Raw genomic sequence first — 18,750 nt, 5'->3', positions numbered from 1 at the left:
CCGTGTGGTGTGCCGTGCCGCTCGCCGCGGCGTCCTGCGAAGGTGCGTGTCTACTGCGAAGGTGCGTGTCTACAGGTGCGGCCAGATCGCCGGCATCAGGTCCTGGAAGGTGCGGCCGTTGGCCGGGACGCCGAGCGCCGTCATGGACCAGCCGGCCCCCGCGCGGTGCACCTTGGCCATCACCTGGGCGGTGTAGTCGCCGCCGCCGGCCAGGGTGTAGCGAGCCAGCTCCTGGCCGTTGGTCTCGTCCACCAGACGGCAGAAGGCGTTCTGCACCTCCTGGAAGGTCTGCCCCGTGAAGGAGTTCACGGTGAAGACGACCTGGTCGATGTGCACCGGGACCCGCTGGAGGTCGACGAGGATGGCCTCGTCGTCGCCGCCCTGGCCGACACCGCCGACCAGGTTGTCGCCGGTGTGGCGCACGGAGCCGTCGTCGCTCACCAGGTGGCGGAAGAAGACGACGTCGACCGGCTCCTTGCCGGCGAAGAGCACGGCGGAGGCGTCGAGGTCGATCTCCCGCGTACGCGAGCCGAACAGGCCCCGGCGCGGGGCCGCCTGCCAGCCGAGACCCATACGGACCGCACTCAGGCTGCCCCCGTCGTTCTTCTGCAGACTGATGGCCTGACCCTTGGTCAAGTTGACGGTCACGGCTGCTTCCCCTCTCGGACTACTCCCCGGTTGCCGCGAATTGAGCGGCTGACCAGCACCCTACGCAGAGGCCCGCACCGCGCCGCGGCCGGTCCGCACTTTGTGTCGGTCTTGCAACACAGCGCGTACCGGGGCGTGCCGGGGCCGCCGGCTCAGGCCAGGCCGGCCTCCCGCATCTGGCGCAGTTCCTTCTTCATCTCCGAGACCTCGTCGCGCAGCCGGGCCGCGACCTCGAACTGCAGCTCGGCCGCGGCGGCGCGCATCCGCTCGGTCATCTGCTCGATCTGCTCGGCGAGCTGGGCCGCGGGACGGTCGGTCGGCACGGTCTCCGCCGCCTTGCCCTTGGCGGACTTCCCGGCCTTGGCGCCCTTGCCGCCCTTGACCGTCTGGTCGCCGAGGGCGGGCACCGGAGCCTTGGCGCCCTTGCCGTCCTTGGTCTTGCGGTAGCCGGTGCCGAGCAGCTGCTCGGTGTCGACCTCCTCGCGGGCGATCTGCGCGACGATGTCGTTGATCTTCTTGCGCAGCGGCTGCGGGTCGATTCCGTGCGCCTTGTTGTAGGCGATCTGCTTCTCCCGGCGGCGGTTGGTCTCGTCGATGGCCTTCTCCATCGCCGGGGTGATCTTGTCGGCGTACATGTGGACCTGGCCGGAGACGTTGCGCGCCGCGCGGCCGATGGTCTGGATGAGCGAGGTACCCGAGCGCAGGAAGCCCTCCTTGTCGGCGTCGAGGATGGCCACCAGGGACACCTCGGGCAGGTCGAGGCCCTCGCGCAGCAGGTTGATGCCGACCAGGACGTCGTACTCGCCGGAGCGCAGTTCGCGCAGCAGCTCGATGCGGCGCAGGGTGTCGACGTCGCTGTGCAGGTAGCGCACCTGGATGCCCAGCTCCAGGAAGTAGTCCGTGAGGTCCTCGGCCATCTTCTTGGTGAGCGTGGTGACCAGGACGCGCTCGTCCTTCTCGGTGCGCGCGCGGATCTCGTGCACCAGGTCGTCGATCTGGCCCTCGGTGGGCTTGACGACGACCTCGGGGTCGACCAGGCCGGTGGGGCGGATGATCTGCTCGACCTGGCCGTCGGAGCGGGACAGCTCGTACTGGCCGGGGGTGGCGGACAGGTACACCGTCTGGCCGATGCGCTCCTGGAACTCCTCCCACTTCAGCGGGCGGTTGTCCAGGGCGGAGGGCAGCCGGAAGCCGTGCTCCACCAGGGTGCGCTTGCGGGAGGCGTCGCCCTCGTACATCGCGCCGATCTGGGGGACGGTGACGTGCGACTCGTCGATGACGAGCAGGAAGTCGTCCGGGAAGTAGTCGAGCAGGGTGTTGGGCGGGGTGCCGGGGGCGCGGTCGTCGAAGTGCATCGAGTAGTTCTCCACGCCGGAGCAGGTGCCGATCTGGCGGAGCATCTCGATGTCGTAGGTGGTGCGCATGCGCAGCCGCTGCGCCTCCAGCAGCTTGCCCTGCTTCTCCAGCTCGGTCAGCCGCTCGCCCAGCTCCTTCTCGATGCCGTTGACCGCGCGCTCCATGCGCTCGGGGCCGGCGACGTAGTGGGAGGCGGGGAAGACGTACAGCTGCTGGTCGTCGCTGATGATCTCGCCGGTGAGCGGGTGCAGGGTGGACAGCGCCTCGATCTCGTCGCCGAACATCTCGATCCGGACGGCCAGCTCCTCGTAGACCGGGAAGATCTCGATGGTGTCGCCGCGGACCCGGAAGGTGCCCCGGCTGAAGGCGAGGTCGTTGCGCGTGTACTGGATGTCGACGAAGCGGCGCAGCAGCTCGTCGCGGTCGACCTCGTCGCCGACGCGGAGGGGGACCATGCGGTCGACGTACTCCTGCGGCGTGCCCAGGCCGTAGATGCACGAGACGGAGGCGACCACGACGACGTCGCGGCGGGTGAGCAGCGAGTTGGTCGCGGAGTGGCGCAGCCGCTCGACCTCCTCGTTGATCGAGGAGTCCTTCTCGATGTAGGTGTCCGACTGCGGGACGTAGGCCTCGGGCTGGTAGTAGTCGTAGTACGAGACGAAGTACTCGACGGCGTTGTTGGGCAGCAGCTCGCGGAACTCGTTCGCCAGCTGGGCGGCGAGCGTCTTGTTCGGCGCCATCACGAGGGTCGGGCGCTGGAGCTTCTCGATCATCCACGCGGTGGTGGCGGACTTGCCGGTGCCGGTGGCGCCGAGCAGCACGACGTCCTTCTCGCCTGCCTGGATCCGCCGGGCGAGTTCGGCGATGGCCTGCGGCTGGTCGCCGCTGGGCTGGTAGGGGCTGACGACCTCGAAGGGCGCCACCGTGCGTTCGATCTGGGAAACGGGCCGCATGTCATCCACCGTACGACCCGCCACTGACAACGCGGGCCGATCAGGGGTTCCGCGAGGTCCGAGCGGTACGCGGGCCGCGCCGGGCCGGGGCGCGCGGGCCGGTGTCCGAGCGGCCCGCGGGGCGCGTGGGGGGCGCGGCGGGCGCCGGGTGCGCGAGGTGCGCGGACTGCACGGGCTGCGGGGGTTGCGCGGGCGGCGCGGGGCGGGCGGCCTGGGTGGCGCGGGACAGGTGGGTGGCGTGGGTGACGGGTTCGCGCGCGGGTACGCCCGGCTTGTGCTCGGCGGGGGTCCAGTCGCCCTTGCCCATGACCATCAGCGGGTCGAACAGCACGACGACGCCGGCCAGGAGCAGGAAGGAGAGCGGGCCGATCAGCATGGGGGCGAGCAGGGCGGCCGGGGACTCGCCGGCGACCGGGGCGCCGGCGGCGGAGTGCAGGTGGACGCTGAGGGCGGCCATGCCGGTGTAGTGCATGCCGCTGACGGCCAGGCCCATGACGCAGCTCGCGCCGACGCTCCACAGGAGCCCCCTGACCTGGCCCGCCGCCCACAGAGCCGCGGTCGCGGCGACGACGGCTATGACGACGGAGGCGGAGACGGTCCAGACGTTGTACTCGAACGTGCCGTCGAACTGCATCCCGGCCATGCCCAGGTAGTGCATGGAGGCGATGCCCAGACCGGTGATCGTGCCTCCGGTGAACAGCGCCGACCCGCGCGCGCCCCGGTAGCCGACGATGAAGATCCCCACGCCGACCATGACGATGGCGACGATCAGGCTCGCGTACGTGGTCGGGCGGTCGTAGTGGATCGGCGCGCCGTGGACCGTGAAGCCCGTCATGGCCACGAAGTGCATGGTCCAGATGCCCGAGCCGATCGCCGCCGAGGCGAGGGCGAGCCAGCCCGGCCGCCAGGAGTGGGCGACGAGCAGCGCGCGGGTGGTGCAGCGCAGGCCGAGGGCCCCGCCGAGGCAGGCCATGAGGTAGGCCACCAGCGGGGTGACGAGCCCGTAGCTGAATCCGTCGACCGTGCCGTCGTGCATGCGCGGCTGCCCTTCCGCCCTGTCGGGTCCCGGAACGTCCGGTACCTGGTGAAGTCGCCCCCGTCCACCGACCGCCCCCGCGGTCGGGGCAACCCGGGACCGCCTCCGCGGCCTGGGTTGACGCAGAGAGTATGACTGCCACCGGAATGGTCGAACGATTATCCGGCAAAGAATCACGACCCCGTCGCAGATGTGCGGCAGCGGTGAGCGGACCGCACACCTGCCCCCCGTTCCGGTGGTTCCGTCCCGCCCGGCCCGCGTCCGTGACCATGTGCTGCCACTCTGGTGCTGTCCGTGATCACTGAGGCGAGGAGTACCTATGCACGCGCGCGCTGTTGCCGCCACGACGGCCGCTCTGCTGGGGGCGATGGCGCTGTCGCCCGTCTCCGGGGCCCACGCGGCCGGAGCCGCGGTAAGGCCCGTGGTCGTCGCCCACCGGGGCGCCTGCGCCTACGCCCCGGAGAACACCCTGCCGGCCATCGACAAGGCGGCCGCGCTGGGCTTCTCCTGGATGGAGAACGACGTGCAGCGCACCAAGGACGGCCGGCTCGTCGTCCTGCACGACGACAGCCTGCGGCGCACCACGAACGTCGAGCAGGTGTTCCCGAACCGGTCGCCGTGGAAGGTCAAGGACTTCACGGCCGCCGAGATCGCCCGCCTGGACGCGGGCAGCTGGTTCTCCCCCGCCTACCGGAACACGCGCGTGCCGACGCTCGACCAGTACATGCGCCGGATCGAGCACAACCACGAGAAGCTGCTCCTGGAGATCAAGAATCCCGAGCTGTACCCGGGCATCGAGCAGCAGACCCTGGCGCTGCTGCGCAAGGACGGCTGGCTGGACCGCGGGCACCTGGCGGGCCGGCTGATCGTGCAGAGCTTCAGCGCGGACAGTGTGCGCACGGTGCACAGGCTGGCCCCCGCCGTCACGACCGCCTTCCTCGGCCGCCCGGCCGCGGCCGACCTGAGCCGGTACGCGGGCTTCACGGACATGATCAATCCGTCGTACGGCACGATCGGCTCCGGCTACGTGTCCGCCGTGCACAAGGTCACCGGGCCGCACGGCAGGCGGCTGAAGGTGTACGCGTGGACGGTGGACGACGCTGCCCACGCCCGGACCGTCGCCGGCTACGGCGTGGACGGCGTGATCACCGACCGGCCGGACGTGGTGCGGGAGGCGCTGAAGACCGCCTGACCTCACCCCCTGGTCCGGGCAGAACCGCAGGTCACAGCGCATTGTCAGTGGTGGGCCGTACGGTGCTCGCATGGACAAGCACGAGTGGGACGAGCAGCCGGCCGAGAGCGGCGGGCAGCAGGTCGTGTGGGCCGTGGCCGAAAGCGGGATCGGTCCCCTGCTGCTGGCGGCGACGGCCGACGGCCTGGTCAACGTCGTCTTCCACGCCACCGGCGGGGTGCGGGAGCGGGCGCTGGAGCGGCTGGCGTCCCGGCTGGGCGCCGAGCCGGTCGAGGCGCCCGGCTCCCCGGTGCTGGCGGAGGCGATACGCCAGCTGGAGGCGTACTTCGCGGGCGAGCGGCGGGACTTCGCGCTGCCCTTGGACTGGTCCTTGATATCGGGCTTCAACCGGCAGGTGCTGCGCGAGCTGGCGTCGGGCGTGCCCTACGGCACGGTCGTCGGGTACGGCGATCTGGCCCGGCGGGTCGGGCAGCCCCAGGCGGCTCAGGCGGTGGGCGTGGCGATGGGCGCCAACCCGCTGCCGCTGGTGGTGCCGTGCCACCGGGTGGTCGAGAGCGACGGGGGCATCGGCGGGTTCGGCGGCGGGCTGGAGACCAAGCGCACGCTGCTGGCGCTGGAGGGGGTCCTGCCCGAGCCGCTGTTCTGAGCGGGCCACGCCGCTTCGGCGTCGGGGCGTCGGCGTCGGGGCGTCGGCGTCGGGGCGTCGGCGTCGGGGCGGGAGCCGGCCACGGGTACGGGTCGCCCGCTCGGGCGGCGGCCGGCTCGTGGGGCGCCAGGTCGTCCGTCGGGTGCCCGTCGTTCACGGGGCTCCTGGTCGTCGTGAGCGTGAGTGGGCGCCTAGTCGTAGTGCCGGGCCTCGAACACGTTGCCGTCCGGGTCGCGGAAGTAGAAGCTGCGGCGGGCGTTGCCGCGGGCGCCCGAGGAGTCGTAGGAGAAGTCCGAGACGGGGACGTCGTGTTCCTGGAGGCGGGTGCGGAGCGCGTCGAAGGCCTGGGCGGGCAGGGACAGGCACACGTGGTTCACCGGGTGCCCGGCGCTGCCGGCCCCGCCGGGGAGCATGTTCATGCGCGGGGCCAGGTCGAGCGGGGCGAGGTCGAGGATCGTCTCCTCGTTAACGCGGACCGAGGGGAAGGAGACCTTGCCCGCGCCGAACTCCTCGACGCCGACCGGTTCCAGGCCGACCGCCCGTTCGTAGAAGCGGGCGGCGGCGACCGGGTCGCGCACCCACAGGACGACGTGGTCGAGACGCGTCGCGTTGTCGTTCATGCGGCTTTCGGTCATGTGTCCAGGCTGGTGCCGGTCGCGCCCCGGCCGCAAGGGTTTGGCCGGGGGCGCGGCCCGCCAGAGATGAGGGAGAGCCGACTGAGGGGAGGCAGGCACGTGCTGGTGGTGTCCGAAGAGGTGCGGGAGGCGCTCGCCGCGCGCCGTCCGGTGGTGGCCCTGGAGTCCACGATCATCGCCCATGGGCTGCCGCGCCCGCGCAACCTCCAGGTGGCGCTGGAGCTGGAGGACGCGGTACGCGAGGAGGGCGCCGTCCCGGCGACGATCGCCGTGCTGGACGGGCGGCCGCAGGTGGGGCTGGACAAGCGGCAGCTGGAGCGGGTCGCCAACGAGGACGGGATCCGCAAGCTGGGCCACCGCGACCTGCCGCTCGCCGTGGCGACGGGAGCCAGCGGGGCGACGACCGTGTCGGCGACGGCCCGGCTGGCCGCGCTGGCGGGCGTCCGCGTGTTCGCGACGGGCGGGCTCGGCGGGGTGCACCGGCAGTGGACGGAGACGCAGGACGAGTCCGCCGACCTGGGGCTGCTGGCGCGCACCCGGATCACGGTGGTGTGCGCGGGGGTGAAGTCGATCCTGGACGTGCCGGCCACCCTGGAGCGGCTGGAGACGCTGGGGGTCGCGGTGGCCGGGTACGGCACGGACCGCTTCCCCGGCTTCTATCTCAGCGACTCCGGCCATCCGGTGGACTGGACGCTGCGCACGCCCGAGGAGGTCGCCGAGGTCATGCGGGCGCAGAACGCGCTGCGCGGACCGGAGTCGGCGCTGATCGTCGCCAATCCGGTGCCGCGGGCGGAGCAGCTGGAGCCGGAGCTGCACGCGCGTGTGCTCGCCGACGCGCTGCACGCGTGCGAGGAGGAGGGCGTCACCGGGCAGGCGGTCACCCCGTTCCTGCTCGACCACCTGGTGCGGCACACGGACGGCGCGTCCCTGCGCGCCAACCTGGCCGCCGTGCGCGGCAACGTACGTCTGGCGGCGCGTGTCGCGGCGGCCTGGGCGCGCATGTGACGCCCGGCGGGGCGGGGCCCGGCGGGAGGCCGCCGGACGGCACAGAGGCGGCCAGTGGCGTGCGGGGCGGAGGGGCGCCGGGCGGCGGGCTGCTGGTGGTGGGGGACGTGGTGACGGACGTGGTCGCCCGCCATCGGGGGGCGCTCGCGACCGGTACGGACACCGCCGCCGAGATCCGGCTGGTGCCGGGCGGCGCAGGGGCCAACGTGGCCTGCTGGGCGGCCCATCGGGGGTGCCGGGACGTGCGGCTGCTGGGGCGGGTGGGCGCGGAGACGGCCGCCTGGCACGAACGGGAGCTGGTCGCCTCGGGGGTGCGGGCCCGGCTCGTGGTGGACGCCGAGGCGCCGACCGGGACGGTGGTGTGCCTGGTCGACGGGGCGGCCTCGGCGGAGCGCACGTTCCTCACGGACAGCGGGGCGTCGTTGCGGCTGGCGCCCGGGGACTGGTCGGACGCGTTGCTCGACGGGGTGGCCCGGCTGCATCTGTCGGGTTATCTGCTGTTCTCCGCGCCGGGTCGGGCGCTGGTGGCCGTGGCGGTCGCGTCGGCACGCGCGCGTGGAGTGCCGGTCAGTCTGGACCCCGCCTCGGCCGGGTTCCTGGCCGCGCTGGGGGCCGGGCGGTTCCTGGAGCTCGTCGAGGGGGTGGACGTGCTGCTGCCGAGCCGTGACGAGGCGTGTCTGCTGGCCGGGGTGACGGACCCGGCGGTCGCGGCGGCCGAGCTGAGTCGGCGCATACCGCTGGTGGTGGCCAAACAGGGCGCGGACGGCGCGCTGGTGGCCAGGGACGGAGCCGTGTGCGCCCGTGTGCCCGCCCTGGCCGTGGCGCCCCGGGACACCACGGGCGCCGGAGACGCCTTCACGGGGGCGTTCCTCGCCGCGCTGCTGGCCGGTGCGGGGCCCGAGGAGGCGGCGGAGGAGGGCTGCTCGGCGGGCGCGCTCGCGGTGGGACGGGTGGGCGGACGGCCGCCGCGGGACGCCTCCGGGAACACCTTCGAGGACGCCTTCGGGGGCTGAGGCGGTTCAGGCGGCGCGCCAGGCCGGGTGGCGCGGGTCGTCGGCGCGGACCAGTACGTCCGCCGTGCCGGCCGGGTCGGTCTCGGCCTCGTAGCGGGCGAAGGCGGGCAGCGTCCAGTGCTCCGCCTCGGGGGTGCGGCGGCGCAGGGCGGCCGGGGAGAGGAGGAGGTGGACGCTCAGGTCGAAGGGGAACCAGTGCCGCAGCAGCAGCGGGCCGTGCAGCAACAGCACTCCGCCGGGCGGCAGGGGGACGTAGGCGCTGCGGGTCGCGCGGTCCGTGACCGGGTCCCGCAGATCGGGCAGGACCCGCCCGTCACCGCCGGGTTCGAGCGGCCCGAACACCTCGCGCCACAGGGCGCCGGTGTCGAGCCAGCCGTCGTAGTACGAGTCCACGTCCCGGTGGCCGTGTTCGAACCGCAGGGACGCCGGGCGCAGGAAGGTCGCGGCGTCGACGACCAGCGACGGACGGCCCAGCGGGCGCAGGGCCTCGGCGACGCGCTCGGCCAGGTCGCCCGGGCGGGCGGCCGGGGCGCCGTCGAAGGCGACGCGCGGCCACGGGCTGCCGTCGGCCGGTTCCAGGTCGAGCAGCCGTTCGGCCAGCAGGTCGCCGAGCCGTTCCCAGGTGATCGCTTCGAGTCGCACACGGCCATGATGCGCCCGGCCGGAAGGGGGGCGTGGACGGGGGTGGAGCGGGGGCGCGTCCCTCTGGCGGCCACGCCTGGGAGACCCCGCTCCTGCGGCCGCACGAGCGGCGGGCGAGGCGGCGGGTGTGCGGCCGGGGCGAGGCAGAGGGGTGCGAGGCGAGGGCGCAGGCGCGCGGGGCGCGGCCACGCGGGTGCGCGCACCACGGGCGTCCTGGCATGGACGTGAACCCCTACGGACGCCTCGACCTCACGGGTGCGCGAGTGCGCGAGTGCGCGGGTGCGGGCGCGCCCCACGAGGAGGCACCGAGAAGCGGCGCCGGCCGGGGCGGGGACACCCAGCCGCCGTCGGCGACAGCCGGGCGGACGCGCGCCGGCGCGCACCGGCGTCCGCCCGGCCAGTCACCGGGGCGGGCGGTCACCGCGCGGGCGCGCGCCTCCGCGCCGAGGCGAGTGCGTGCGGCCGCAGCCGCGTGCACCGGGCCGGAGCGCGCGTGCGCGGGGCCGCGGTGGGGGGAATGAAACCCGCATGGCCCGCCTTCCCGCTCCCCCGTCCCGCCTCGGGCTCGTCGTCGTGCAGCCGTTGCGGGGCAAGCGCTGCGCCCGATGCCGCCGGGGTCCGCTGTCCCTGCTCGTCCTGGAGGAAGGCGTGCCCCGCTGCCTGGTCTGCGCCGATCTCGGGCATCTGGTGTTCCTGCCGCGCGGCGACACGGCGCTCACCCGGCGCTCGCGGGAGGAGAGCGTGCTGTCGGCGGTCGTCGTGCGGTTCAACCGGCGCAAGAGCCGGTACGAGCGGCAGGGCCTGCTCGTGGAGGAGGCGGCCCTCGCCCGGGCCGAGGCGCGGTGCCTGGCGGACGCCGAGGCGCGACGCCGCCGCCGGGCCCGTGACGCGCGGCGGCGGGCGGCTCAGGACGTACGGTTCGCACAGGCGTTCACGGCGGAGATCCTGCGGTCGTTCCCCCGGTGCCCGCCGGACCGGGCGGCGGACATCGCCGCCCATGCCTCGCTGCGCGGCAGCGGACGGGTCGGCCGCAGCGCGGCGGGCCGGGCGCTGTCCGAGAGCGCGGTCGCATGGGCGGTGCGGGCGTCCGTACGGCATCTGGACACGCCGTACGACCGGCTGCTGATGGACGGCGTGGTCCGGCCGGAGGCCCGGCGGCGGACGGCTGCGGAGGTCGAGTCCGTGCTCGCCTCGTGGCGCGGGCCGGGCCCGCCCGCCGACTGAGGCGGCCGCCCGGACCGCCGGCCGACGCCGTGCGGAACGGGCGCGACGGGGCGGAGCGAGGCGGCCCACAGACGGCAGAAGCCGTGCAGCGCGGCCGGGCAGCGGGAGCCGGGCGACGGGAGCAAGGCGGCAGAAGCCGGGCAGCGGGAGCCGGGCGACGGGAGCAAGGCGGCCCCGCACGGTGCCCGCCGCGTCGCGTCCCCTGCGCTCGCGGCCCGGCGGACGTATCGTGACCGGAAGAGTGCCGCCCGAGGACGCGCAGACGCACGCGAGTACGAGTACGCAAGGGGGACGGCCATGGCCGATCCCAAGGGCTTCCTGTCCACGCCCCGGCAGGAGTGGCCGCGCAGGCCGGTCGAGGAGCGGGTACGGGACTGGGACGAGGTGTATGTTCCCGGTGCGCTGCTGCCGATCATCAGCAAGCAGGCGGACCGCTGCATGGACTGCGGCGTCCCGTTCTGCCACCAGGCGTGTCCGCTCGGCAACCTGATCCCGGAGTGGAACGACCTGGTCTCGCGGGAGGACTGGCGGGCGGCGAGCGACCGGCTGCACGCCACGAACAACTTCCCCGAGTTCACCGGCCGGTTGTGCCCGGCGCCGTGCGAGGCGGGGTGTGTCCTCGCGATCAACCAGCCGGCCGTCACCATCAAGAACGTCGAGTGCGCCATCGCCGACCGGGCCTGGGAGGAGGGTTTCGCTCCGCCGCGCCCGCCGGACCGGCTGTCGGGCCGGACCGTCGCGGTGATCGGGTCCGGACCGACAGGACTCGCCGCGGCCCAGCAGCTGACCCGCGCGGGACACACGGTCGCCGTGTACGAGAAGGACGACCGGCTCGGCGGGCTGATGCGTTACGGCATCCCCGAGTTCAAGATGGAGAAGCGGCATCTGGAACGGCGGCTGGAGCAGATGCGGGCCGAGGGGACCAAGTTCCGCACCTCCACGGCGGTCGGGCGGGACATCGGGGCGGCCGAGCTGCGGGCCCGCCACGACGCCCTGGTGATCGCCACCGGGGCGACGGCCTGGCGTGAACTCGACATTCCCGGGCGCGAGTTGGCGGGCGTCCACCAGGCGATGGAGTATCTTCCGCTGGCCAACCGGGTGTGCGAGGGGGACCTCGAGGTCTCGCCGCTGTCCGCGGCCGGCCGGCACGTGGTCATCGTGGGCGGCGGCGACACCGGGGCCGACTGTCTGGGCACGGCGGTGCGCGAGGGCGCGGCGTCGGTGACCCAGCTCGACATCTACGCGCAGCCCGGCGCGGAGCGCGACGAGGACGCCGAGCCGTGGCCGACGTATCCGAAGGTCTACCGGCTCTCGGCGGCCCACCAGGAGGCCGGGGAGCTGCGGACGGCGCCCGCGGCCGACGCCGACGCGCGGCTGTTCGCGGCGTCGACGCTGCGCTTCACCGGGGACGAGGACGGGCACGTGCGCGAGCTGCACCTGGTGGAGGTGGACGCCGGACGGCGGCCGGTGCCGGGCACCGAGCGCACGCTGCCGGCCGATCTCGTGCTGCTCGCGCTCGGCTTCTCGGGGCCCGACCGGGGCGACGGCCTGATCGACCAGCTGGGGATCGACCTGGCGCCGCGCGGCACGATCGTCCGGGACCCGGACTTCGCGACGAACGTCCCCGGCGTGTTCGTCGCCGGGGACGCCGCGCGCGGGCAGTCGCTCATCGTGTGGGCGATCGCGGAGGGGCGGGCGGTGGCGGCGGCGGTCGACCGCCGTCTGACGGGCAGTTCACGCCTGCCGGCGCCGATCGGACCGTACGACCGGCCGATGACCGTCTGATCGGACCGCCCCTCTGCTCCCCTCGGCGACGAGGCCCCCTCGGTGACGAGGCCCCCCTCGGTGACAAGCCCCCTACCGCTTGAGGGCCACCGCTCCGTAGCCCGCCATGACGCCGTCGTCCTGGCCCGGTACCGGCTCGCCCAGTTCCGGGTGCCACCGGTGCAGCACCTCGACACCCGGTTCGACGAGTTCCAGGCCGTCGAAGAAGCGGGCGAACTCGGCGCGGGAGCGCAGCACCAGGGTGACGCCGGCCGCCTTGAGCATCTCGGTGGCCCGCGCCGACTCCTCCTCGGGGGTGAAGTCGGCGGTGGCGTGGGTCATCATCAGGTAGCTGCCGGACGGGAGTTCGGACAGCAGTCGCCGCACCAGTTCGTGCGCCCCGTCCTCGTCCGGGACGAAGTGGAGCAGCGCGATCAGGGACAGCGCCACGGGGCGGCTGAAGTCCAGGACCTCGCGCGCCCGTTCCACGATGACGGCCGGATCGCGCACATCGGCCTGGAGGTACTCGGTGACGCCCTCGGGCGTGCCGCGCAGCAGCGCCTCCGCGTGGGCCAGCACGATCGGGTCGTTGTCGCAGTAGACGACCCGGGCGTCGGGCACGACCTCCTGCGCCACCTGGTGCAGGTTGGGCTCGGTCGGTATGCCCGTGCCGATGTCGAGGAACTGCCGGACGCCCCTCCCGGCGAGATGGCGGGTGGCGCGGTGCATGAACGCGCGGTTCGCCCTGGCCACGATCGGCACGCGCGGGTTGATGGCCACCATCCGGCGGCCCATCTCCTCGTCGACCGGGTAGTTGTCCTTGCCTCCGAGGTACCAGTCGTACATGCGCGCGGGGTGGGGCTTGCTGGTGTCGATCCGGAACGACTCCCGGCCGGAGTCGAGGTCGGTGTCCTGCCCGGTCATACGGCACTCCGTAAGCGTGTGGGGGCGGAAAGGGAAGCAGAAGCAGCAGTGGTCGGAAGTGCAAGGTCAACGATCAAGTCAGTGCCAAGATTAGGAAGTTGAGCCAAGAAAAACAGTCACGGCGGGTCAGGAGAGGAGGAAATCGGCCTCCCCGGCTTTGGCGCCCTGGATGAAGGCGGTCATCTCGTCACTGGTGTAGATGAGCGCCGGTCCGTCCGGGTCGGTGGACTGGCGCACCGCTATCCGGCCGTCGGCCAGCTTCATCGCCTCCAGGCAGTTGCCTCCGTTGCCGCCGCTCCACGGCTTGTGCCAGCCCTCGCTGCCCAGGTCCCGGGCGGGCATGCCGTTGTAGATCCGCTGACCGCGGACACGCGGCCCGGACGGGGACGTCGTGCGATCCATTCACAACTCCTTGCGGAGATCCCGGAGGATCTCCTTCGTGCGATGTGCCGTAGCGGCCTGTGCCGCCATGCGGTCCATGACCTCGAGATGGGTCGCCACCTCGCTGCGCGCGTCCAGGTAGACGGCGCCGGTCAGGTACTCGCTGTAGACCATGTCCGGGAGTTCCGGCATGGCGAATCGGAACAGCACGAAGGGCCCGTACGTGCCGGGATGCGGCCCCGAGGAGAACGGGGCGACCTGCAGCGTCACGTTGGGCAGCTTCGTGGCTTCGAGCAGTTTGTCGATCTGGGCGCGCATCACCTCCGGGCCGCCGACCGGGCGGCGCAGCGCGGTCTCGTCGAGGACGACCCAGAAGCGGGGCGCGTCGGGGCGGGTGAGCAGTTCCTGACGCCGCATCCGCAGCGCGACATGGCGCTCGATGTCCTCGGGGCTGGTCTGGCCGACGGCGCCCGATTCCATCACCCCGCGCGCGTAGTCCTCGGTCTGGAGCAGACCGGGCACGAAGTGCGGCTCGTAGGACCGGATGAGCGAGGCGGCGCCCTCCAGGCTGACGTACATCGAGAACCAGCCCGGCAGGATGTCGTGGAACCGCTGCCACCAGCCGGGGCGGTTGGCGTCCTCCGCCAGCTGCACGAAGGCCTCGGCCTCGTCGTCGGGGACGCCGTACGCCTTCAGCAGCAGTTGCAGGTACGGGATCTTGAGGGCGACCTCGGCCATCTCCATACGGCGGATGGTGGCGGGTGCGACCCTGAGGACGCGGGCGGCCTCCTCGCGCTTGAGTCCCGCGCGTTCGCGCAGGTCGAGCAGGCGCCGGCCGAGCACGACCTGCCCGACGGTCGGCGCGGACCGCGGTTCGCTCACGCTCCACCTCCATCAAAGAGTCCCGACAGCCCTGCGGCGCCACTCGAAGATCCTTTCGAAGATCCGGGTGGATCCCCGCCGATCCGAACTGGCGCCGCGCGACGTGCTGTTGCGAGCAGTGTGCCACGGCGCCTCACCGCGTCATACAGCACTCTGCATTTTTCAGAGTGGCTCTTGCCAAGTGTTCGAGGCGGGGGCGATAGTGGCAAGCGTGATTCCGTCCCCGCCCTTAGGAACAGCCGCCGCCGCGGGCCTTCTCGACCTCGGCACCGGTACGGCGACGGGCCCCGACGGGGCCGCCGCCGAGCGCCGGTTCCGCTTCGAGCTGGCCGCGCATCCGGGTTCCCCGGCCCAGGCAAGACGCCTGACCAGGGCCCGGCTGACCGGCTGGTCGGTGGACGAGGACACCTGTGACACCGCGGCTCTGGTCGTCTCCGAACTGGTCACCAACGCCATCGTGCACACGGCCAGCAGGCGTGTCGTCTGCGAGCTGTCCGACGGCGCCGGCCTGGTGCGCATCGCGGTGCGCGACGAGGGCTGCGCGCCGGGCGAGCCGCACCCCTCCCCGCAGCGCCCGGAGGAGGAGCACGGCCGGGGACTGATGCTGGTCGAGGCCCTGTGCCACGCCTGGGGCACGCGCGAGCACGGCCCGGGACTCGTGGTGTGGGCGGAACTGCCGCGCACGGCCGCGGGGACGGTTCCTGCGGAAGCGGCTTCCGCGCAGGCGGCTTCTGCGCAGGCGGCTTCTGCGGACAGGGCCGCCGCGGGCACGGCTTCCGCCGAGGAGGCGGAGCCGGGCGATGCCCGGGGGCCCGCGTCCGCCGACGGCCGCGAGCCGGGGAATGCCGGCTCCCACCGGGCCATGTCCGACTCCGGCCGCGAAGCCGCCCACGGCCACGCCCGCGAAACCGAGCCGGGCGACGACCACGGACCCGGACTCGACCAGGGACGCGAGACCGGGACGCCACTCGACCAGGACTCCGGGGCCGGGACCGGCACGGCGCGTGCGGCCGGGACCGTGTCCGGCGTCGGCCGTCAGGCCGGGCCCGGGGACGACCGTGCGGGCCGTGCCGGCCGCGAGGCCCGGGACGATCTCGGCTGGGGCGCCCCCCGGCCCGTGCCGGACCGCCGCCCTCATCCGCACCCGCACCGGGACACCGAGGACTCCTCGCGGACCGGCCGTGCCGCACGGCACGGCGCACCGCACGCGACGACACACGGAACGGGGGCCGTATGGCTGTGAGCGGTGGCTCCGGCCCGGGACCGGTACTGAGCCTGGACACGCTCGTACGCCTGGGGCGCGAGACGCACACGCCCGGCGCGCCGGACGACCGTGCGCGACCCGGCGCCGCCGAGGCCGCCGAGGGCGTCGGCACGGGCGACGGAGCCGGGCGGACCAGGCCGTCCGGCGGGCTGCGCAGACTGCCGCTGCCGGCCGGCACGACGCTCCCCCTGGGCTGCGACGCCGTCGCCGTGCCCGCCCACCTCGGCCCCCCGCTGATGCCGCGACTGCCCCGCGTGGGCTGCGTCTACGCCGACGAGACGCACTGGTGGTGGATCGTCCCGGCCGACTCCGACTACGCCCTGCGCTGGCCCGACGCCGCGCACTACGCCACCGGCGCGGTGCTCCCGGACGCCCCGCACACGGACCGGCTGCCCACCCTGATCCACCGGCCGTCCGGCACGGTGCCCTACACCCCGCCGATCCCCCTCTATCTGGCCCTGTGCCGGGTGACGGGCACGACGCCGACCTGGTCCCGCCCGGTCAGCGCCTGAACGAAGGCCGGGCGGCGTCCGGCCCGCAGCCGGCCAGGGGCGTGCCGCGCGGTCCGTGAACGGCGCGGGCACGGCGGCACGCGCCGGCGCGTGACCCGTGCGGCACCCGAGCCGCACGGGCGCCGAGCGGCGAGCGGTCGTACGCGCCCGCGCGCTCCGGCCGCCCGGTCGCGCGCCCTGCCGTGCACGGCCCCGCCCCGCGATAGTGGCCTCCATTCACGATCGGGGGAGGCCATCGGTGGAGCTGAGGCGCGGGCGACGCGACGGTACGAGCACATCCGGGACACCCGCACCCGAGGTCTCCGAGTCCGAGCACCTGCTCTTCGGCGGCCCGCTGCGCTACGACACTGGCTGGAGCCAGCACAACGACGCCTTCCTGGAGCTGAACTTCCGGGGCATGGTGCGGCGGCTGCCGGGACTGCTGGCCGCCAGTTTCCGGCTGGCCCGGCAGGCCGACCGGCGGGCCACGAACACGGTGCTGGCCGCCGAGGCGGTCCGGGGCGTCGCACAGGCGGTCAGCCTGCTAGCGGTGAACAGCGTGCTCAGCCGGGTGATCGGCAGCGGCCCGCTGGAGGACCGGCTGCGCGGCGCGGTGCCCGCGCTGGCCGTCATGGCGGCGGTGACGCTGGTCGGCGCGCTGCTGCGGGCCGCGTCCACGCACGCCACCGGGCGGCTGGAGCCGAAGGTCGAACGCGTGGCGACCGAGCTGTACCTGGAGCGGGCGGCCGGGGTGGAGCTGGCCGCGATCGAGGACCACGCCTTCCACAAACTGCTGGACACGGCGCAGTACGGGGCCGCCTCCGCCCGCCGGATGATCATGTACGGCACGCGCGTGGTAAACGCGATGATCTCGCTGATCGCGGCGGCGGGCGTGCTGACCGTCCTGCACTGGGCGCTGCTGCCGCTGCTGGTGACGATGACCCTGCCGAGCGCGTGGAGCGCGCTGACCAACGCCCGGCGGCGCTACGAGTCCTTCCACGTCTGGGTGCAGCACGCGCGCGCGGGACACCTGCTCAGCGGTCTGCTCACCGAACCGGCGGCGGCCCCGGAGATCCGGGTGCACGGCGTGGGGCCCTTCCTGCTGCGCCACTACCGGCAGATGTCGGAGACCGCCGAGGCGGAACAGGCGCGGCTGGCCCGGCTGGCGGCGCGCACGGGCCTGTTCGCGGCGGGCTGGACGGGGCTGGCGACGGTGGCGACGTACGCGACGCTGGGCGGGCTGCTGCTGGCCGGAGCGATGGCGCTGTCCGTGGCCGGTACGGCGGTCATCGCGATCCGCACCGGTTCGGCGAGCCTGGACACGCTCGTCCTGGAAGTCAACCAGCTGCACGAGGAGGCCCTGTTCGTCGGCGATCTGCAGCGCCTGTACACCGAGGCGGCGAAACGAGCGATCCCGGCCGGCGGCAGACCGCTGCCGGAGGACCCGCGCGAGATCCGCTTCGAGCACGTCACCTTCGGCTACCCGAGCGAGTCGGCGGCGGCCCGCCCCGCCCTGGACGACGTGTCCCTGACGATCCCGCTGGGCCGGATCGTCGCTCTGGTGGGCGAGAACGGCTCCGGCAAGACCACGCTGGTGAAGCTGCTGGCCGGGCTCTACACCCCGGACCGGGGCCGCATCCTGTGGGACGGCGTGGACACGGCGGACGCGGACCGGCACGCGCTCGCGGAGCGGATCGCGATGGTGGCGCAGGACTTCAAGCGCTGGCCGTTCACCGCGCGGGTCAATGTGGCGGTGGGCCGGTCCTCGGCGCCGCTCACCGACCAGCGGGTGGCCGATGCGGTGGCGGACGCGGGCGCTCAGGAGGTGGTGGCGGATCTGCCGCGCGGCCTGGACACGCTGCTGGCGCGCAACTTCAGCGGCGGGCACGAGCTGTCCGGCGGCCAGTGGCAGCGGCTGGGCATCGCGCGGGCCGCCTACCGGCGCGGCCGCATCCTGATCGTGGACGAGCCGACGGCGGCGCTCGACGCCCGGGCCGAGCTGGAGGTGTTCGAGCGGATTCGGAAGCTGGCGGACAGCGGGCAGACGGTGGTGCTGATCACCCACCGGCTGGCGTCCGTGCGCCACGCCGATCTGGTGCACGTCCTCGACCAGGGCCGGCTGGTGGAGTCGGGGCCGCCGGAGGAGCTGCTGGCCGCTGGCGGTCTGTACGCGGAGCTGTACGCACTTCAGGCGGAGCAGTTCACGGCCAAGATCCCGGCCCCGGCCGCCCCGGAGGCGGGCTGACGGCGGACGCACCCGGAAGCGTCCCGGTGCCGGCACGCGCCGGGAGAGTCGTGTTCACGTCATCCTTGGGGCCGGTGCCGTCCACACCGCTCAGGCGCTCACGTCACCGCCGCCGTCGCCGCTGCGGACGACCACCAGGAAGGTGTCCGTCGCCAGGTCCATGACGACCTCGGCCGGCAGGCCCTCCAGACGCCGCGCATGCGCGAACTCCTCCGCCGGCCATGATCCGCGCGGACCACCGGCGGGAAAGCGCTCTAGCACCGTTCGCCCATTCACCCTGCACCTCCACGATGTCGTACTCGGAGATTTAAACGCCAAGCATGGGGTGAATGGATCGCTCGGTGACGCTACTGAGACGTACCCGACACGAGTTCCATGCCAAAAGTGCGTCCGACCTCACACTTCTGGCGTAGCCGATCACTTTCCGCTCCGTTTCGGAAACGTCTGGT

Annotated in this window: 17 protein-coding genes and 1 pseudogene; 9 read left to right on the top strand and 9 right to left on the bottom strand. The window is 73.5% G+C overall.

All coding sequences use genetic code 11. The annotated features are described in order from the left end of the window. Nucleotides 1-69: 69 nt before the first annotated feature. The 3 genes from K7787_RS06180 to K7787_RS06170 all read right to left on the bottom strand — a co-directional run bounded on the left by K7787_RS06180 (nucleotide 70) and on the right by K7787_RS06170 (nucleotide 3,993). The gene (locus K7787_RS06180) at nucleotides 70-648 is read right to left on the bottom strand and encodes a TerD family protein (RefSeq protein ID WP_223000708.1); all 579 of its coding nucleotides are present in this window, start codon (nucleotides 646-648) and stop codon (nucleotides 70-72) included. A 152-nt stretch (nucleotides 649-800) separates the two neighbouring features. Further along, nucleotides 801-2,957: an excinuclease ABC subunit UvrB gene (gene uvrB / locus K7787_RS06175; RefSeq protein WP_164391015.1), complete on the bottom strand. Its 2,157-nt coding sequence runs from the start codon at nucleotides 2,955-2,957 to the stop codon at nucleotides 801-803. A gap of 40 nt (nucleotides 2,958-2,997) precedes the next feature. Continuing rightward, nucleotides 2,998-3,993, bottom strand: coding sequence for an MHYT domain-containing protein (locus K7787_RS06170; protein WP_009188009.1), 996 nt, complete (start codon nucleotides 3,991-3,993; stop codon nucleotides 2,998-3,000). 319 nt (nucleotides 3,994-4,312) lie between these two features. On the opposite strand from K7787_RS06170, the gene K7787_RS06165 reads away from it, so the two are divergent. Both K7787_RS06165 and K7787_RS06160 read left to right on the top strand, forming a co-directional pair. Beyond that, a complete protein-coding gene (locus K7787_RS06165) occupies nucleotides 4,313-5,185 on the top strand; it encodes a glycerophosphodiester phosphodiesterase (protein WP_019984058.1) in 873 nt (290 codons plus the stop codon). Between the two features lie 70 nt (nucleotides 5,186-5,255). Further along, a complete protein-coding gene (locus tag K7787_RS06160; RefSeq protein WP_223000707.1) occupies nucleotides 5,256-5,831 on the top strand; it encodes a methylated-DNA--[protein]-cysteine S-methyltransferase in 576 nt (191 codons plus the stop codon). A 191-nt stretch (nucleotides 5,832-6,022) separates the two neighbouring features. On the opposite strand, the gene K7787_RS06155 is transcribed toward K7787_RS06160, so the two are convergent. Next, complete coding sequence (locus K7787_RS06155; RefSeq protein WP_223000737.1) at nucleotides 6,023-6,451, bottom strand: VOC family protein; 429 nt, start codon at nucleotides 6,449-6,451, stop codon at nucleotides 6,023-6,025. Nucleotides 6,452-6,565: 114 nt separating this feature from the next. Between K7787_RS06155 and K7787_RS06150 the strand changes: the two genes are divergently transcribed. Beyond that, nucleotides 6,566-7,471 (top strand): pseudouridine-5'-phosphate glycosidase, encoded by a 906-nt coding sequence (locus K7787_RS06150; protein ID WP_223000706.1) that lies wholly within the window; start codon nucleotides 6,566-6,568, stop codon nucleotides 7,469-7,471. 59 nt (nucleotides 7,472-7,530) lie between these two features. Next, nucleotides 7,531-8,484: a carbohydrate kinase family protein gene (locus K7787_RS06145; RefSeq protein WP_308036291.1), complete on the top strand. Its 954-nt coding sequence runs from the start codon at nucleotides 7,531-7,533 to the stop codon at nucleotides 8,482-8,484. A 6-nt stretch (nucleotides 8,485-8,490) separates the two neighbouring features. Here K7787_RS06145 and K7787_RS06140 read toward each other — a convergent pair whose 3' ends face one another. Then, nucleotides 8,491-9,126, bottom strand: a complete 636-nt coding sequence (locus K7787_RS06140; protein ID WP_009188014.1) for a nucleoside/nucleotide kinase family protein — start codon at nucleotides 9,124-9,126, stop codon at nucleotides 8,491-8,493. Nucleotides 9,127-9,654: 528 nt separating this feature from the next. On the opposite strand from K7787_RS06140, the gene K7787_RS06135 reads away from it, so the two are divergent. Beyond that, a complete protein-coding gene (locus K7787_RS06135; protein WP_223000705.1) occupies nucleotides 9,655-10,350 on the top strand; it encodes a DUF2293 domain-containing protein in 696 nt (231 codons plus the stop codon). Between the two features lie 297 nt (nucleotides 10,351-10,647). Next, entirely contained in the window at nucleotides 10,648-12,135 is a 1,488-nt protein-coding gene (locus K7787_RS06130) for a glutamate synthase subunit beta (RefSeq protein WP_223000704.1), read from the top strand. 72 nt (nucleotides 12,136-12,207) lie between these two features. Here the strand turns inward: K7787_RS06130 and K7787_RS06125 are convergent, their stop codons facing one another. The 3 genes from K7787_RS06125 to K7787_RS06115 form a co-directional block, all read right to left on the bottom strand. Next, entirely contained in the window at nucleotides 12,208-13,038 is an 831-nt protein-coding gene (locus K7787_RS06125; RefSeq protein ID WP_223000703.1) for an SAM-dependent methyltransferase, read from the bottom strand. Nucleotides 13,039-13,164: 126 nt separating this feature from the next. Beyond that, a complete protein-coding gene (locus K7787_RS06120) occupies nucleotides 13,165-13,440 on the bottom strand; it encodes a DUF397 domain-containing protein (RefSeq protein WP_009188017.1) in 276 nt (91 codons plus the stop codon). Further along, nucleotides 13,441-14,301, bottom strand: a complete 861-nt coding sequence (locus K7787_RS06115) for a Sco1979 family transcriptional regulator (protein WP_009188018.1) — start codon at nucleotides 14,299-14,301, stop codon at nucleotides 13,441-13,443. 202 nt (nucleotides 14,302-14,503) lie between these two features. On the opposite strand from K7787_RS06115, the pseudogene K7787_RS31605 reads away from it, so the two are divergent. From K7787_RS31605 to K7787_RS06100, 3 genes and pseudogenes are all read left to right on the top strand, one after another. Further along, nucleotides 14,504-14,989: pseudogene (locus K7787_RS31605) on the top strand (ATP-binding protein); the annotation flags it as partial. Between the two features lie 545 nt (nucleotides 14,990-15,534). Further along, entirely contained in the window at nucleotides 15,535-16,077 is a 543-nt protein-coding gene (locus K7787_RS06105; protein WP_223000702.1) for a hypothetical protein, read from the top strand. A 238-nt stretch (nucleotides 16,078-16,315) separates the two neighbouring features. Beyond that, nucleotides 16,316-18,301 (top strand): ABC transporter ATP-binding protein, encoded by a 1,986-nt coding sequence (locus K7787_RS06100; protein ID WP_223000701.1) that lies wholly within the window; start codon nucleotides 16,316-16,318, stop codon nucleotides 18,299-18,301. A gap of 90 nt (nucleotides 18,302-18,391) precedes the next feature. On the opposite strand, the gene K7787_RS06095 is transcribed toward K7787_RS06100, so the two are convergent. Continuing rightward, complete coding sequence (locus K7787_RS06095; protein ID WP_009188022.1) at nucleotides 18,392-18,577, bottom strand: DUF8839 family protein; 186 nt, start codon at nucleotides 18,575-18,577, stop codon at nucleotides 18,392-18,394. Nucleotides 18,578-18,750: the final 173 nt, after the last annotated feature.

Source organism: Streptomyces sennicomposti, assembly GCF_019890635.1.
Lineage (GTDB): Bacteria > Actinomycetota > Actinomycetes > Streptomycetales > Streptomycetaceae > Streptomyces > Streptomyces sennicomposti.
Note: the sequence above shows the minus strand (reverse complement) of the source record. Positions and strands in the feature narration are given on the sequence as shown.

Bases quoted from the DNA above. Each gene is read 5' to 3' on its own strand.
- uvrB (WP_164391015.1), bottom strand. From the start codon at position 2,957: ATGCGGCCCGTTTCCCAGATCGAACGCACGGTGGCGCCCTTCGAGGTC.
- K7787_RS06170 (WP_009188009.1), bottom strand. From the start codon at position 3,993: ATGCACGACGGCACGGTCGACGGATTCAGCTACGGGCTCGTCACCCCG.
- K7787_RS06165 (WP_019984058.1), top strand. From the start codon at position 4,313: ATGCACGCGCGCGCTGTTGCCGCCACGACGGCCGCTCTGCTGGGGGCG.
- K7787_RS06160 (WP_223000707.1), top strand. From the start codon at position 5,256: ATGGACAAGCACGAGTGGGACGAGCAGCCGGCCGAGAGCGGCGGGCAG.
- K7787_RS06155 (WP_223000737.1), bottom strand. From the start codon at position 6,451: ATGAACGACAACGCGACGCGTCTCGACCACGTCGTCCTGTGGGTGCGC.
- K7787_RS06135 (WP_223000705.1), top strand. From the start codon at position 9,655: ATGGCCCGCCTTCCCGCTCCCCCGTCCCGCCTCGGGCTCGTCGTCGTG.
- K7787_RS06130 (WP_223000704.1), top strand. From the start codon at position 10,648: ATGGCCGATCCCAAGGGCTTCCTGTCCACGCCCCGGCAGGAGTGGCCG.
- K7787_RS06125 (WP_223000703.1), bottom strand. From the start codon at position 13,038: ATGACCGGGCAGGACACCGACCTCGACTCCGGCCGGGAGTCGTTCCGG.
- K7787_RS06120 (WP_009188017.1), bottom strand. From the start codon at position 13,440: ATGGATCGCACGACGTCCCCGTCCGGGCCGCGTGTCCGCGGTCAGCGG.
- K7787_RS06105 (WP_223000702.1), top strand. From the start codon at position 15,535: ATGGCTGTGAGCGGTGGCTCCGGCCCGGGACCGGTACTGAGCCTGGAC.